Source organism: Amycolatopsis keratiniphila subsp. keratiniphila (genome assembly GCF_001620365.2).
GTDB lineage: Bacteria > Actinomycetota > Actinomycetes > Mycobacteriales > Pseudonocardiaceae > Amycolatopsis > Amycolatopsis keratiniphila.
Map to the genome: position 1 here is coordinate 69,928 of NZ_LQMT02000034.1, position 14,280 is coordinate 84,207.

At 69.7% G+C, this 14,280-nt stretch carries 15 protein-coding genes; 4 read left to right on the plus strand and 11 right to left on the minus strand.

Annotated features, from left to right (window positions below; translation table 11 throughout):
• Nucleotides 1–93: 93 nt before the first annotated feature.
• Nucleotides 94–1,266, minus strand: a complete 1,173-nt coding sequence (locus AVR91_RS32345; RefSeq protein WP_211282799.1) for a carboxylesterase family protein — start codon at nt 1,264–1,266, stop codon at nt 94–96.
• Between the two features lie 26 nt (nt 1,267–1,292).
• On the opposite strand from AVR91_RS32345, the gene AVR91_RS32350 reads away from it, so the two are divergent.
• Nucleotides 1,293–2,216 (plus strand): LysR substrate-binding domain-containing protein, encoded by a 924-nt coding sequence (locus tag AVR91_RS32350; RefSeq protein ID WP_063274562.1) that lies wholly within the window; start codon nt 1,293–1,295, stop codon nt 2,214–2,216.
• On the opposite strand, the gene AVR91_RS32355 is transcribed toward AVR91_RS32350, so the two are convergent.
• From AVR91_RS32355 to AVR91_RS32385, 7 genes are all read right to left on the minus strand, one after another.
• Entirely contained in the window at nt 2,213–3,202 is a 990-nt protein-coding gene (locus AVR91_RS32355) for an amidohydrolase family protein (RefSeq protein WP_063274563.1), read from the minus strand. The genes AVR91_RS32350 and AVR91_RS32355 overlap by 4 nt on opposite strands.
• Nucleotide 3,203: 1 nt before the next feature.
• Nucleotides 3,204–3,725 (minus strand): 3-hydroxyanthranilate 3,4-dioxygenase, encoded by a 522-nt coding sequence (locus AVR91_RS32360; protein ID WP_063274564.1) that lies wholly within the window; start codon nt 3,723–3,725, stop codon nt 3,204–3,206.
• A complete protein-coding gene (locus AVR91_RS32365; protein ID WP_063274565.1) occupies nt 3,722–4,150 on the minus strand; it encodes a RidA family protein in 429 nt (142 codons plus the stop codon). Before AVR91_RS32365 ends, AVR91_RS32360 begins: the two co-directional genes overlap by 4 nt.
• Nucleotides 4,147–4,914 (minus strand): 2-keto-4-pentenoate hydratase, encoded by a 768-nt coding sequence (locus tag AVR91_RS32370; RefSeq protein WP_063274566.1) that lies wholly within the window; start codon nt 4,912–4,914, stop codon nt 4,147–4,149. The genes AVR91_RS32365 and AVR91_RS32370 overlap by 4 nt, the downstream gene beginning before the upstream one ends.
• A complete protein-coding gene (locus AVR91_RS44550; protein ID WP_063274567.1) occupies nt 4,911–5,288 on the minus strand; it encodes a hypothetical protein in 378 nt (125 codons plus the stop codon). The genes AVR91_RS32370 and AVR91_RS44550 overlap by 4 nt, the downstream gene beginning before the upstream one ends.
• Nucleotides 5,285–6,754 carry a 2-hydroxymuconic semialdehyde dehydrogenase gene (locus AVR91_RS32380; protein ID WP_063274592.1) on the minus strand — a complete coding sequence of 490 codons (1,470 nt, stop codon included), beginning with the start codon at nt 6,752–6,754 and terminating at the stop codon, nt 5,285–5,287. Before AVR91_RS32380 ends, AVR91_RS44550 begins: the two co-directional genes overlap by 4 nt.
• A gap of 82 nt (nt 6,755–6,836) precedes the next feature.
• Entirely contained in the window at nt 6,837–7,157 is a 321-nt protein-coding gene (locus AVR91_RS32385; protein WP_063274568.1) for a hypothetical protein, read from the minus strand.
• A 262-nt stretch (nt 7,158–7,419) separates the two neighbouring features.
• Between AVR91_RS32385 and AVR91_RS32390 the strand changes: the two genes are divergently transcribed.
• From AVR91_RS32390 to AVR91_RS32400, 3 genes are read left to right on the plus strand one after another with little or no spacing between them, the layout of a single operon-like run.
• On the plus strand, nt 7,420–8,757 hold the full coding sequence (locus AVR91_RS32390; RefSeq protein WP_063274569.1) for an MFS transporter: 1,338 nt from the start codon (nt 7,420–7,422) through the stop codon (nt 8,755–8,757).
• Between the two features lie 23 nt (nt 8,758–8,780).
• On the plus strand, nt 8,781–9,116 hold the full coding sequence (locus AVR91_RS32395) for a MarR family winged helix-turn-helix transcriptional regulator (protein WP_063274570.1): 336 nt from the start codon (nt 8,781–8,783) through the stop codon (nt 9,114–9,116).
• Nucleotides 9,117–9,159: 43 nt separating this feature from the next.
• Nucleotides 9,160–9,456: a DUF1330 domain-containing protein gene (locus AVR91_RS32400; RefSeq protein WP_063274571.1), complete on the plus strand. Its 297-nt coding sequence runs from the start codon at nt 9,160–9,162 to the stop codon at nt 9,454–9,456.
• 35 nt (nt 9,457–9,491) lie between these two features.
• Here AVR91_RS32400 and AVR91_RS32405 read toward each other — a convergent pair whose 3' ends face one another.
• From AVR91_RS32405 to AVR91_RS32415, 3 genes are read right to left on the minus strand one after another with little or no spacing between them, the layout of a single operon-like run.
• A complete protein-coding gene (locus AVR91_RS32405; RefSeq protein ID WP_063274572.1) occupies nt 9,492–12,527 on the minus strand; it encodes a non-ribosomal peptide synthetase in 3,036 nt (1,011 codons plus the stop codon).
• Between the two features lie 31 nt (nt 12,528–12,558).
• Complete coding sequence (locus AVR91_RS32410) at nt 12,559–12,924, minus strand: VOC family protein (protein WP_063274573.1); 366 nt, start codon at nt 12,922–12,924, stop codon at nt 12,559–12,561.
• Nucleotides 12,921–14,177, minus strand: a complete 1,257-nt coding sequence (locus tag AVR91_RS32415) for a cytochrome P450 family protein (protein ID WP_228708311.1) — start codon at nt 14,175–14,177, stop codon at nt 12,921–12,923. Before AVR91_RS32415 ends, AVR91_RS32410 begins: the two co-directional genes overlap by 4 nt.
• Nucleotides 14,178–14,280 lie beyond the last annotated feature (103 nt).

Consider the following 14,280-nt stretch of genomic DNA (forward strand, 5'->3'; position numbering starts at 1 on the left):
AAGTCCGTATCCGCCCGGGCCGAAGGCTCCTTTCGCCGCATCAGACTCGGCGAAGGGAGTCTTCAGCCCACCGTCGCCCCGCGAACACCGGCGTCACCGAAGACCGGCGAACGTGATCGGACGGCCCGCGACCGGAGCCGGATCGAGGGTGCCGCTGCGAGCGAAGGTCGCCCACACGGCGCGAAGCGCGGTCCCGAAGGCGTCGACCTCCGCCCACGGGACCTCGCCGAGCATCGGGCTCTCCCGCCAGGCCTGCCGGGTGCCGAGCAGCAACGGCAGCTCCACGCAGTGGGTGGCGCCGAACTCGGACCCCTCGGGCCGCCAGTCCAGGCGATACGACCAGACGCCGGCTCCGGCCCCGCGCAGCCGGTCGGCGAAATCGGCCAGCGGGCCGGCGTAGACCTCGTCGGTCCCGGCGGCGCCGGGGAACGCGGTCATGTCGTCGGCGTTCCAGCCGTACAGCACATCGAGGCCGCGCACGTTGTCCACGAAGGACATCCGGTCCGTGGTGTCCACCGGAACGAACGCGGGAGCCATCGGGTCGCCGCTGAGCCGCAGGTTCGTCAGCGCGGTTTCCCTTTGCGCGGCAAGGATTTCTGTGATCCCGGCGGTCCGCGGGTCGGTGCCAAGCGCGTCGGCGAACACCTGGCCGAGCTTGTCCGCCTGCCCGCGGGGCCGGGTGGCGAGGCCGAGCGGCGCGCTCTGCAGGATCGCCCGCCGGAACAGGCCGCGTGCCTCGGGCAGGTCCATCAGCAGCCGGATGGAGATACCGCCCGCCGACTGCCCGGCGACCGTCACGTTGTCCGGATCCCCGCCGTAGGCCGCGATGTTGGCCCGTACCCAGCGCAGCGCCTCCAGCTGGTCGGCCAGCCCGAGGTTGCCGGGGCTGACGCCATCCAGGTACAGGTAGCCGAGCGCGCCGAGCCGGTAGTTGACGCCGACCACCACCAGGTCGCCCTCGGCGGCCAGCGCGCCACCGTCGTACCAGTCCAGCAACCCGCCACCGCTGGAGAATCCGCCGCCGTGCAGCCACACCAGCACGGGTCTGCGCCCGGCGTCCAGGCCCGGGGTGCTGATCGTCAGGTTGAGACAGTCCTCGCCCTGCGGCGGCCGGTCGTGTGGCGGCCCCATCACGCGGTCCAACCGGGACGGCGGCTGCGGGCTGATCTCCCCACTCGACGGTGCCTGCCCCGAAACGGCGACCGGCGGCGCGAACCGGGCCGCCGTGGCGTAGCGAATCGGTCCGGTTCGGACAATCGTGGTCATACGCATCTCCCGGGTAGGATCGGCCGGTGATCTTGCCTCGCCTGCTGGACGGCCGACTGAAGTTCCGCCATCTCGTCCTGCTCGACGCACTGGCCAGGCAGGGCACCGTGGTCGGGGCCGCCGCCGAGTTGCACGTGACGCAGCCGGTGGCGACCCGAAGTCTGCACGAACTCGAAGAAATCCTCGACGTCCGGTTGTTCGAACGCGGCCCGCGCGGTGTCACTCCGACCGTGTTCGGCGAGGCGTTCACCGGGCATGCCCGCGCGGTGCTCGCCCAGCTCGAACAGGCCGGGCGGCACGTCGCCGAGCTGGCCGACGCGGAGCGCGGCACGGTCGTGGTCGGCACCCATCTTGCGGGGTCGAACATGTTGCTGCCGCGCGCCATCGCGGCGATCAAGACCGAGCGTCCGTACCTGACGATCGTGGTCCGGGAGGGTTCGCCCGAAGCACTGCTGGTGGAGCTGGAGGCGGGCCGGGTCGACCTGATCATCGGCAGGCTGACGGCGCCGTCGGACGAGCGGATCGAGCGGCGCAAGTTGTACGACGAGTCGGTGGATCTGGTGGTGCGGACCGCGCATCCGCTGGCGGGCGCGACCGAGGTCGCGCTGGCCGACCTCGCGGAGTACCCGTGGATCCTGCCCGGCGCGGAGACCGCGCTGCGCCGCGAGCTGGAACAGTTGTTCACTCGCAACGATTTCCCGCTGCCGGCGAACCGGGTGGAGACCACGTCGTTCCTCACCGTGCGGCAGTTGCTGCTGGAAACCGACGTGATCGCCGCGCTGCCGAGCCTGATCACCAAGGACGACCCGAGGATCACCAGGATCGCGCTGGCACTGGAACCCATCGGGCACAGTGTCGGGCTCACCCTGCCCGCTCGGCGCACGCTCAGCCCGTCGGTGGACGCGCTGATCCGCAGCCTCACCGACGTCGCCTCCGGAATGTCGCATTAGGACAGGAACCGCTCGGCGTTTTCGCGGGTGATCAGCCGCCGCTCGGGTTCGGTCAGGAAACCGCTCTTGCGCACCACCTCGCCGACCGGGCGTTCGCCGAGCGGGTACGGGTAATCGCTGCCGACCATCACCCGCTCGGCGCCGAGGGTGTCCACGAGCAGCCGCAGCGCCCGCTCGTCGAAGACCACCGAATCGACGTGGAACCGGTCGAGATAGTGCGACGGCGGGAACTCCGAGGTGCCGATGACGTCGTTCCGCCGATGCCAGGCGTTCTCCATCCGGCCGAGCCAGAACGCGAACGACCCGCCGCCGTGCGCGAAACAGATCTTCAGGCTCGGGTCGATCCGGTCGAAGACGCCGCCGAGCACCAGCGCCAGGATCGACAGATGCGTTTCCGCGGGCATCGCGGTCAGCCACCGCGCCATCCACCGGTCCAGCCGGGGTGAACCGTCCATGTCCCACGGGTGCACGAAAACCGGGACCCCGAGCGACGCGCAGTGCTGCAGGAAGGTCTCCACTCCGGCACTGTCCAGATCGCGGTCGCCGACGTGGTTGCCGATCTCCACTCCCCGATGCCCCGCGGCCAGGCAGCGTTCCAGCTCACGGCAAGCGGCGTCGGTGTCCTGCAACGGAACCTGGCAGAACGGGATCAGCCGGTCCGGCGCCGGTGCGACGATCTCCAGTGCCAGGTCGTTGAAGATCCGCGCGATCCGCGCCGCCTGCTCGCCGGTCCGGCCGTAGTTGAAGAACGCGGGCGTCGGGGAGACCACCTGGGCGTGCACGCCGTCGGCGTCCATGTCCAGCAGCCTGGTCTCCGCGTGCCAGCAGTCCGCGCCGATCCGGCGGAACTCCTTGTCCCCCATCATGATCATCGCCTCGGACTCGGTCTCCACGCGCAGCCACGGCGCGTCGGGCCCGGCGTCCGCGCGCAGATCCGGCCAGCCGTTCGGCACGTAGTGCGTGTGGATGTCGATCAGGCCGGTCATCTCAGCCCTTTCCGGGGTGGAGGGCGCCGCAGCTTCCGCAGGTGCGGGCCTGTTCGTCGCCGTAGAACGCGGTGAAGACCGGCGGCAGGTCCTCGACGATGTCGCGCACCTGGAGTTCCACCTCGTGCACCAGCGCGTCGCATTCGAGGCAGTACCACTGGAACTTCTCCAGCGTGCCCTCCTCGCGGACGCGCTCGATGACCAGGCCGATCGAGTCCGCCTCCGGACGCTGCGGCGAATGCGGGATGTCACCGGGCAGCAGCCAGGTGTCGCCTTCGGAGATGCGGACGGTCTTCTGGCCTTCGGCGGTCATGATGTTCACGTGCATGTTCCCCTTGAGCTGGTAGAACCATTCCTCGTAGGGGTCGACGTGGAAATCGGTGCGCTGGTTCGGCCCGCCGACGATCTGCACGATGAAATCGTTGCCGAGCGCCATGGTCCGGTTGTTCACCGGCGGCTTGAGCAGATGCTCGTGCTCCGCGATCCAGGCCTGGAAATTGACGACCTCGGGAATGCCGGTCATCGTGGGACCTCCATGTTTTTCGGTAGTTGGGCGATCGCCTGGATTTCGATCAGCAGATGCGGATGCGGCAGCTGATGCACCGCGACCGTGGTGCGGGCGGGGCCGGTTTCGTCGAAGTACTCGCCGTAGATCTCGTTGTAGCCGCCGAAATCGTTCATCGAAACCAGGAACGTGGTGATCTGTGTGATGTCGGCGAGATCGGCGCCGACCTCGCGCAGGATGCCGCGGATGTTCTCGATCACCGCGCGGGTCTGCGCGCGGATGTCCAGGTTCGTGGTGCCGAGTTCGTCCACTTCGACGCCCTCGAACGTGTTGTCGGGACGCCGGGAACTCGTCCCGGACACGAAGATCAGGTCTCCCGCGACCTTCACATGCGGGAACCGGCCCCTCGGCTTGGCCAGCCCGGAGATCACCCGCCCGTTCATGCCAGCCCCCGCACCGAAACCCGGCCCAGCCCGGCGATGTCCGCTTCGGCGACGCCGGGCGCGAACGGCACCGCCTCGGTCGCGGCCCCGGCCAGCACCACCTGCCCGGCCCGCAGCGGGATGTCGCGTTTCCGGCACAGCTCGACCAGCGCGTGCAGCGCGCGCACCGGATCGCCGAGGATCGCCGCCGTCGAGCCGACCACCTCCCGACCTCCGGAGCGCAGCCGCACCGCCCGGTCCGCCACCTCGCCGAACGCCTGCCACGGGCCGAGCACGTACCCGGCGGCCGAGGTGTTGTCCGCGACCACATCGGTGTGGGTGAACCGGAAATCCCGGTACCTGGAGTCGATGATCTCGATCGCCGGGGCCATCGCGTCCACGGCGGACTCCACGTCGAAGGCCGGGTCGTCGAGGTCGACATCGCGAGCCAGCCGGTACGCGATTTCGGGCTCCACCTTCGGATGGATGAAACGCGCCAGCGAGACCTCGCCACCATCGGCGACCCGCATCGCGTCGGTGAGCCTGCCGGCGATCACCTCGGACACGCCCATCTGCGCCATCTTCGCCTCGCTGGTCAGCCCCAACTTGACCCCGAGCACCCGCTCGCCACGGGTTTCGCGGCGGGCCACCAGCGCGGCCTGGATCGCGTACGCGTCGGCGATGTCCAGCTCGTGGTCGTCGGCGAGGCTCGGGGTGTCCGCGCACGTCGTCTGCGCGAGGTCCAGCCGATCGGCGAGCGCCGAGATCTCCGCGACGGCCATCATGTGCCGCTCCGTACCAGGTCGAGTGCGATGTCCACGATCATGTCCTCCTGCCCGCCGACCAGCTCGCGCCTGCCGGCCTCGGTGAGAATCCGCCGGGTGTCCAGTCCGTACCGGGCGGCCGCGCGTTCGGCGTGCAGCAGGAAACTCGAGTACACGACCCGCCGCAGGTCACCATGTTCACGTTCGGCGCGGAGAGGGAGCACCGGGGTCAGGTCGATCATCAGCTTGCCGGCGAATTCCGGCAGCCCGACGAGGCCGTCGATACCCGCCATCGCAGCCATCCGCAGCGTCTTCGACAACCGCCGCACCTTGATCATCAGATCGGTGCCGATATTGCCGGAGCCGATGACGGCGACCGGAACCGTCGCCGTCACAGCCGCACGCACACATTCGTCGGCTCGGTGTAGAAGTGCAGCGAAGACGCTCCGCCCTCCCGGCCGATCCCGGAAAGCCCCATCCCGCCGAACGGCGAACGCAGGTCGCGCAGGAACCAGGTGTTCACCCACGACATGCCGACGTGCATCGCCTGCGCCACCCGGTGTCCCCGGCGAAGGTCCTCGGTCCACACCGAGGCCGCCAGCCCGTATTCGGTGTCGTTGGCCAGCGCGATCGCCTCTTCCTCGGTGTCGAACGGGACCAGCGCGGCCACCGGGCCGAAGATCTCCTCCCGCACCGGCCGGTCGTTGTTGGTCAAGCCGGTCCACAGCGTCGGCTCCAGCCACGAGCCGCCGTCGAGTTCCGGCCCGAGCTCGGGGATTCCGCCGCCGGTCAGGGTTTTCGCGCCGGCCTGCTCGGCCAGCGCGAGGTAGTCCAGCACCTTGCGCCGGTGCTCCGGCGAGATCAGCGGGCCGGTGGTGGTCCGCTCCGCCGTCGGGTCGCCGAGGCGCAGCCCTCGGGCCCGCTCCACCAGTCCGGCCGCGACGTCCTCGAACACCGGGCGCTGCACGTACACCCGCTCGGTGCACAGGCACACCTGCCCGGTGTTCGCGAAGACCGACCGGGTCAGCCCGGCCAGCGTCTCGCCGAGATCGGCGTCCTCGAACACGATGGCGGCGTTCTTCCCGCCGAGTTCGAACGACACCGGACGGACCCGGGGTGCGACCGTGCGCATCACCTCGGTCCCGGTGGCCGACGAGCCGGTGAACGTCACCCCGTCGATACCGGGATGCTCGGTCAGGTACTGCCCCGCCGAATCGCCGCCGAACCCGTGCACCACGTTGTAGGCACCCGCGGGCAGCCCGGCCTCGGCCAGCACCTCGGCCAGCAGGGTCGCGGTGGACGGGGTCTGGTCGCTCGGCTTGACCACGACCGCGTTGCCGCAGCCGAGCGCGGGCGCGACCTTCCAGGTCAGCAACAGCAGCGGCAGGTTCCACGGCACGATCACCGCGACCACGCCGAGCGGTTTGCGCACCGCGTAGTTCAGCGCCTGCGCCCCGCCCGGCAGATCGGTGACGAACGATTCCTGGCCGGCGGCCGCGATCACGTCGGCGAACGTGCGGAAGTTCGCCACCGCGCGGGCCACGTCGAGTTCGCGGGCCTGGGTGACCGGCTTTCCGGTGTCCGCGACCTCGGCCGCGACGAACTCCTCGAGCCGGGCCTCGATCCCGTCGGCCGCGCGGCGCAGCAACGCCGTCCGCTCCCGCACCGGGGTGTCCGCCCAGCCGTCGTGCAACGCGGCGCGGGCGCCGGTGACCGCGCGGTGCACCAGCGCACGGTCCGCCTCGTGCACCCGGGCGAATTCCGCGCCGGTCGCCGGATCGACCGCCGGAAACCCCGGCCCGTCCGGCTCGGCGAACTCACCGTCCACGAAGTTGCGGATCCACCGCACTGACTGCGTCATGCCGTCCACTGTGGCCCGCCGAGCCATGCGGAACAAATGCGTATCCGCGCTCTTACTATCGCTGAATAGACATATCGCAGGGTCAGGCCTTCGCTCGCCGAAGACGTTCGGCCGCCTGCGCACGGAGGGCGTCGTCGACGCCGGGAGCCTTGTCGTGCAGGGCTTCCCAGCGGACGTCGTGCGCCGCCGTCCACAGGCCGGCCGCCCACGCGACCTCCTGTTCCTCCTCGGTGAACCGGCGCCCACGATGCTCCTGGTATGCCGTCAGGAACGCGGCGGAACTCTCGATCGGCGGCAGCATGGCAGGCCCGGTCGTGGGGAACACGCCGCTCGCGCCGTCCTCGCGCGCCTTCACTACGACGTCTTGTCCGCCTGCCAGCTGCAGGCCGAACACCGTCGACATCGACCGCAGCGCGAACCGCTTCGCCGCTCTCCCTCGCCCATGCTGCGAAAGCCACTTTCGCAACCTTCAACGTTGCGAAAGTGGCTTTCGCAACACCTCGGCCTCGCAGGGGCATCTCTACGAATGCCGCGCCAGCTATGCCTAGACGGGCATAACAGACTGTCGATTCGGCATTTGTGGCCTATGCCTCACGGTGTCAGGCTTCTGCCCAATCGCCGGCAGCCGCGCTCGGCTGACGCCCGACTCGATTGGGTTATCGCAGATGAACGCACCCGCGCCCCGCAAGATCGCCGCCGCCACCCTCGCCGGAACCACCCTGGAGTGGTACGACTTCTTCCTCTACGGCACCGCGTCCGCGCTGATCTTCAACAGGCAGTTCTTCCCCTCGCTCAGCCCCGCGGTCGGCACCCTCGCCGCCTTCAGCACCTTCGCCGTCGGCTTCATCGCCCGCCCGCTCGGAGCTCTGGTGTTCGGCCACTTCGGCGACCGGATCGGCCGCAAGTCCACACTGGTGGTCTCGCTGATGCTGATGGGCGTCGGCTCCACGTTGATCGGGTTGATCCCGAACTACCAGGCGATCGGGATCTGGGCGCCGATCCTGCTGGTCGCGATGCGGATCGTGCAGGGCATCGGGCTCGGCGGCGAAGGCGCGGGAGCCACGCTGATGTCGATGGAACACGCGCCCGACGGCCAACGGAACCGGTACGCCGGATTCCCGCAGATGGGCACGCCCGCCGGGCTGGTGCTGGCGAATCTGCTGTTCCTCGGCAGCAGCGCGGTGATGCCCGCGAGCGCGTTCGCCGCGTGGGGCTGGCGGATTCCGTTCCTCCTGAGCTTCGTGCTGGTCGCGATCGGCCTGATGATCCGGCTGCGGATCACCGAATCACCGTCGTTCACCCGGGCGGCCCAGAACGACAAGGTGGTCCGGTTCCCGCTCGGCGCGGCGTTCAAGGTCGGCTTCCGCAGGCTCGCGCTGACCCTGCTGGTCGGCGTGGCGAACTCGGCGGTCGCCTACGTGTTCATGGTCTTCACGCTGTCCTACGGGACCCAGAGCCTCCACTACGACCGGCAGTTCCTGATCCTGTCGGTGACCGGATCGGCGGCACTGTGGTTCGCCACCATCCCGATCTGGACCCGGATCGCCGACCGCCACGGCAGGCGCACCATGTTCGTCGCCGGGTCGGCCGCGCTCCTGCTGTGGTGCCTGGCCTTCTTCCCGTTGCTGAACACCGGCAACACCGGGCTCGCGATGCTCGCACTGGCGGGCATGGGCCTGGTCGTGCCGATCACCCACTGCGTACAGGGCGCGATCATCGCGGACACCTTTCCGGTCAACGTCCGGTTCTCCGGTATGTCACTGCTGTTGCAGGGCGGCGCGATCCTCGGCGGCGGGCTCGCCCCGATGATCGCCACCGCGGTGCTCAACGCCACCGGCTCGACCACCGGCATCACCTGGTATCTGGCCGCGATCTGCGGCGTCAGCATGATCAGCGCGATGGCCCTGTTCCGCCTGGTCCCGTCCAGCGCCACGGAATCCACAATGGACGGGACTCGCGGCGGAGACGCGGTTCCGGCCATGACTCGGTCGAGGGATACATAAAGGATTAATATAAAGCCCGCGACATGAGCCTGACGTCCGCCGCCACCTTGGCCACCCTGGACAAGACCGGTCCGCGACGGATCACCGAGCTGGCAGTGGCCGAGGGCGTCACGCAGCCCGCGATGACCGTTCTGGTCCGGGTGATGGAGGAATCCGGGCTGGTCGAGCGGAAGGGCGATCCGTCCGACAAGCGGGTCACGCTGGTGTGCCTGACCGAAGCCGGCGCGTCGTACGTCCGGACGCGACGCCAGGCCGGCATCGACGCGTACGCGCGGTTGATCGGCGAACTCACCGATGACGAGATCGACGCCTTGGCGGCGGCCCTTCCGGCGCTGTCGCGTCTGGCGGAGCTCTCATGATCGATCCGCGAGGCGGATTCACTAATCCGACACTGGAGGTTTCATGCCCAAGGGTTACTGGGTCAGCGTCTACCCCACCATCGCGGACTCCGGGGAGTTCGCCGTCTACAACGAACTAGCCGGTGTGGCCGTCAGGGCCGCGGGCGGGCGGACAATCGCCCGCGGCGGCAGCCGGGTCGTCGCCCACGAAGCCGGAATCGCCGAGCGCGTCGTCCTGGTCGAGTTCGACAGCTTCGAACAGGCGGTCGCGGCGTACGAGAGCGCGGCCTACCAGAAGGCGCTGGCCGCACTCCCCGACGGCTTCGAGCGAGACTTCCGCATCATCGAAGGCCTGGGCTGACGATCGACCCTGAGGTCACCGCTTGCGCATCAGGCTCACTCCGAGGCGGCTCGCACGAAATCCGCGAGTGCCGCCGGGGTCGGGTGAGCGAAGACGTCGGCGAGGCGGACCCGCACACCGGTCAGGTGTTTCACCTGCTGGGCCAGCTTGGCCGCCAGCAGCGAATGCCCACCGTGCGCGAAGAAGTTCGTGCCGGGCCCGACGTCGCCACGGTCGAGCAGCTCCCGGAACAGCGCGACCACGTCGGCGGTCACCGGGTCGAGTTCCCGCTCCTCCGCGGGTGTGGTGACGCGCTCCGCGGCAAGGTCCGCCGCGCGCCGCACGAGTTCCGGATAGTCGACCTTGTCGTTGCCGGTGAGCGGGATCCGGTCGACCACGACGAACTCCTGCGGTACCGCGGACTTCGGCAGCAAAGCCCCGGCGTGCGCCCAGAGGCGGTCCACCAGGCCGGGTTCGGTGTCCGCCTCGACGTACGCGACCAGTACCTCGTCGGCCACGACCACCGCCGCGCCCGCGACCTCGTCGTGGGCGAGCAGCACCGACTCGACCTCCGTCAGCTCGATCCTGTTACCCCGCAGCTTGATCTGCCGGTCGGCCCGGCCGAGCAGCTCCAGGGTGCCGTCCTCCAGCCAGCGGGCCAGATCCCCGGTCCGGTAGAAGCGGCCGTGGCGGGGATGCACGGCGAAACGCGCCTCGGTGAGCTCCGGCCGGTCGTGATAGCCCTCGGCCAGCCCCGCACCCGCGATGCACAGCTCGCCGGTCACGCCGATGGGCACTTCCCGGCCGTTCGGGTCCGCCAGGAACACCGTCGTGTTGCCGATCGGGGCACCGGCGGTGATCCGGCCGGTGCCGCCGTCGTGCACCCGGCCCGCGGTGGACCAGATCGTCGTTTCCGTCGGGCCATAGACGTTCCACAGCTCGCATCCGGTGTCCACCAGCCGCCGCGCCAGCGACACCGGCAGCGGTTCGCCGCCGCACAGCACGGTTTTGCCGGTCAGCTCGCCGGACACGTCGTCGACGACCAGCCGCCACGTGGTCGGGGTCGCCTGCAGTGTCGAAACCTCGTGGCGGTCCAACAGTTCCTTCAGCGCACCACCGTCGACGCGCGCTTCGTCGGGCGCGACGACGAGCCGTCCGCCGGTGGCCAGCGGCAGGAACAGTTCGAGTGCCGAGATGTCGAAGGAGAACGTGGTCAGCCAGAGCGTTCCGGCTTGGCCTCGATGGCCCAGTTCGTCGGCGAAATGGCTGATGAGGTTGGCCAGCGCCGGATGCCCGACGACCGTCCCTTTAGGACGCCCGGTGGAGCCGGACGTGTAGATGAGGTAGGCCGGTGCGCCGGTGACGGGAAGCGGGGACGCGGGCCTGGACGGGACCGAACCGACCGGGGTCAGCGCGAGCGCCCGGCAGCCCGTCCCAGCCGGGATCGCCGCGTCGGAAAGCGCGACCTTGGCACCGGAATCCGCCAGCTGGTAGGCGATGCGCTGTTCGGGGTGGTCCGGGTCGAGCGGCAGGTAGGTGGCGCCCGCCAGCCAGACGCCGAGTGCGGCCGCCGCGAGTTCCGCGCTGCGCGGCGCGACCAGCGCGACGACCTCACCGGGTGCGACGCCGGTCTCGCGCAACCGTTCGCAGGTTGCGGCCGCGGTGTCCCACAGCTGCCGGTAGGTCACCGCGCGGTCGCCGTCCTCGACGGCCACCGCGTCCGGTGCCGCCTCGACGGCCGCGGCGACGGCCGACGGCACCGAGGACCACGCGACCGGTTTGCCGGTGCGATTCGCCTTCCCGATCACCGCGTCGTCCTCGGCGCTGAACGCGCGGGCGTCGCCGACCGGGCGATCGAGATTCTCCGCCAGTGACGACAGCAACGCTTCATAACGCCGTACGAACGCCTGCACGTCCGCCTGTCCGAGTACTTCGGTGTAATACGCGGCGCGCACCCGGATGCCGTCCGTGGTCGGCAGCAGGAAGAACTCCAGATCGAACTTGCTGAACCCCGGCTCGGCCGCGAGCGGTTCGGCGGGCAGGCCGCCCAGCCGGAACGACGGCACGCCGGTTTCGGGGATGTAGTTGAACACGTGCCGGAAAACGGTGTGCCGCCACGAAGAACCCGTGCGCGGGATCTCGGCGAGCAGGTTGTCCACCGGGACGTCCAGATGGGTGAGCGCGCCGAAGAACACTTCCCTGACCCGCCGGACCAGACCGCGGAAGTCCTCCGCCGGATCGACCCGCAGCCGCAGCGGCGTCACGTTGACGTGATAGCCGACGGCTCTCGCCGTCTCCCGCCCCCGGACGTTCATCGGCGAGCCCACGACGAGGTCGGGGCCGGCACCGTGGGCATGCAGCAGCAGGTAGTAGGCGGCCAGCAGCACGACGGCTTCCGGCACCCGCAACGCTTTCCGGAGTTCCCGCACCACCTCGACGGTCTCCGCGGCGAACTGCCACGTCACCTGCGCGCCCGCGAGGTTCGGTTCGGCGACGTCCGGCCTGCCGCAGGACAGTTCGAGCTCGTCGGGCCGGACCTCGCGCAGCTGATCACGCCAGAAGGCCAGGCTCTCCGGTTTCGGCTCCACCTCGTCGAGGGTCGCCGCGGTGCCCTCCAGTTCCGGCGGCAAGGCATCACCGGCGGCGAAAGCGTTGTACACCGCGACGAACTCCTCGTGCAGCACCGCCGCGGACACCGTGTCGAAGTTCAAGTGGTGCACGACGACGCAGCACACGTCCTCACCCGGGCACCGCAGCCGCAGCGCGCGCAGCAAGGCACCGCCGTCGAGTTCGAAAGGCTCGGCGACGAACTCCGCGAGACGCGCGTCCACCTCGTCCGCGGAACACTCCCGGTCCTCGAAGGCGACCGGAAGGTCGTCGTGGACTTCCTTCGACAGCCCGGTCTCGCCCGCGCGGAAAACGGTCCGCAGCGCCGGATGCCTGCGCACCAGCACCGACAGCACCCGGTCGAGCAGCACGAGATCCAGCTCGCCGGACACCCGGAAGGCGAGGTGCAGATTGTTGACCCCGCTGCCCGGCACCAGCCGCTCGAGCAGCCAGAGTGCCTCTTCCTTGCGGGTGGCCGATCGCATCACGCGGATTCCTTCACGGTCGATGAGGCACTCAGAGCTCGGCCAGCACGAACAGGTTGCCGAACGGGTCCTTGAAATGCGCGAACCGGCCGCCCGCCGACTCGGTCGGCTCCAGCTCGAACTCGACGCCCTTGGCCACCAGCTCTTGGTGCAAGCCGATCAGGTCCTGGCATTCCAGGACGACCCGGGTGAAGACGCCCGCCTTGTCGTCGTGGTGATCCAGCCAGGTGTACGGCGTCAGCACGGTTTCCGCGCCCGGCGGCGCGACCTCGATCCACCTGCCGCGCTCGACGGGGACGTCGACCCGCTTTTCGAAACCGAGGACGCCGACGAAGAACTCGACGGCCACGTCCTGGTCGGTGACCGGTACTCCGATGGAAGCCGCCCTGGTGATCACTGCTCGGCCTTTCCGTTCAGCCGGACCGGCAACGACCGGAGTCCGTGGATGAGTGTGCTTCGGGTCCACGCCAGGTCTTTCTCGTCGACGGCCAGCGCGATCTCGGGGAAACGCTCCAGCAGCCTGCCGAGCGCGATACGCCCCTCCATCCTGGCCAGCGGCGCGCCGACGCAATGGTGGATGCCGTGCCCGAAGGCGAGGTTGGAGGTCTGCGGCCGGGACCAGTCGAGGACGTCGGGCCGCTCGAACTGGGCCGGGTCGCGGTTGGCGGCGATCAGGGAGATGAGGACCAGCTCGTCCGCCGGGATCACCACGTCGCCCAGCGGGAGATCCGCCGTGGTCGTCCGGAAGGTGCCGTGGCTGCTCGGGCTCTCGTGGCGCAGCAGCTCGTCGACGGCCCGCGGGAGCAGGGAGCTGTCGGCGCGGAGCCGCTCCAGCTGGGGGCGATCACGCAACAGGGCGTACACGCCGTTGCCGATCAGGTTGATCGTCGTCTCGTGCCCCGCGATGAGCAGCACGAAGGTGATCGGCACCAGCTCCGCGTCGGCGAGCTGGTCGCCGTTCTCGTTGGCCCGGATGAGTTCGGAGAGCAGATCGTCCGAGGGGTCGGCGCGCTTCCGGGCGACCAGATCGGTCAGGTACGCGCCGATCTCCTCCGAGGCGGTGGCCATCTCGGCGGGCGAGGCACCGGAGACGAGCCCCTTCGTCCACGATCGGATGGCGTCCTCGTCGGTGGCCGGGATGCCCAGCAGCTCGCAGATGACGATGATCGGCAGCGGTGAGGCGTAGGAGACCAGCAGGTCGGTCTCGTCGACGCCGTCCAGCCGGTCGAGCAGATCGCCGGTGATCTGCTCGATCCTGGGTTCCAGCCGCTGCACCGCACGCGAGGTGAACGCCTTGTTGACCAGCTTGCGCAGCCGGGTGTGGTCGGGCGGGTCGGCGTGCAGCAGGTTGCGGGACAACGCGACGGAGAACGCTCCCCGGCTGTTTCCCGCCCCGCCACCGAAGAAGCGGGCGGTGCGCTGAAGGTCGTTGCTCAGCCGCGGGTCGGCGAGCGCGGCTCGCGCCTCGCGGTAGCCGGTGACCAGCCACACCGGCAGCCCGCTCCACGGCCCCGCCCCGGGCGGCATGATCACGCGCTGCACCCCGGCGCCCGTTTCGTGCAGGCTCCGGTACAGCTCGTGCGGCCGCTGGGACAGCGAGTCGTCCAGTCGCAACGCCGGTTCGGCGGGACGCCCTTGGAGTGCCGACACAGTCAGGAACCACCTTCCTCAACCTGTGGGTGCGTGCTCGTCCCCAGCGCGTTTGCACAGCTCAGAGCCTCAGAGAACGGCTCGACGCTAACAGCGGCCACCG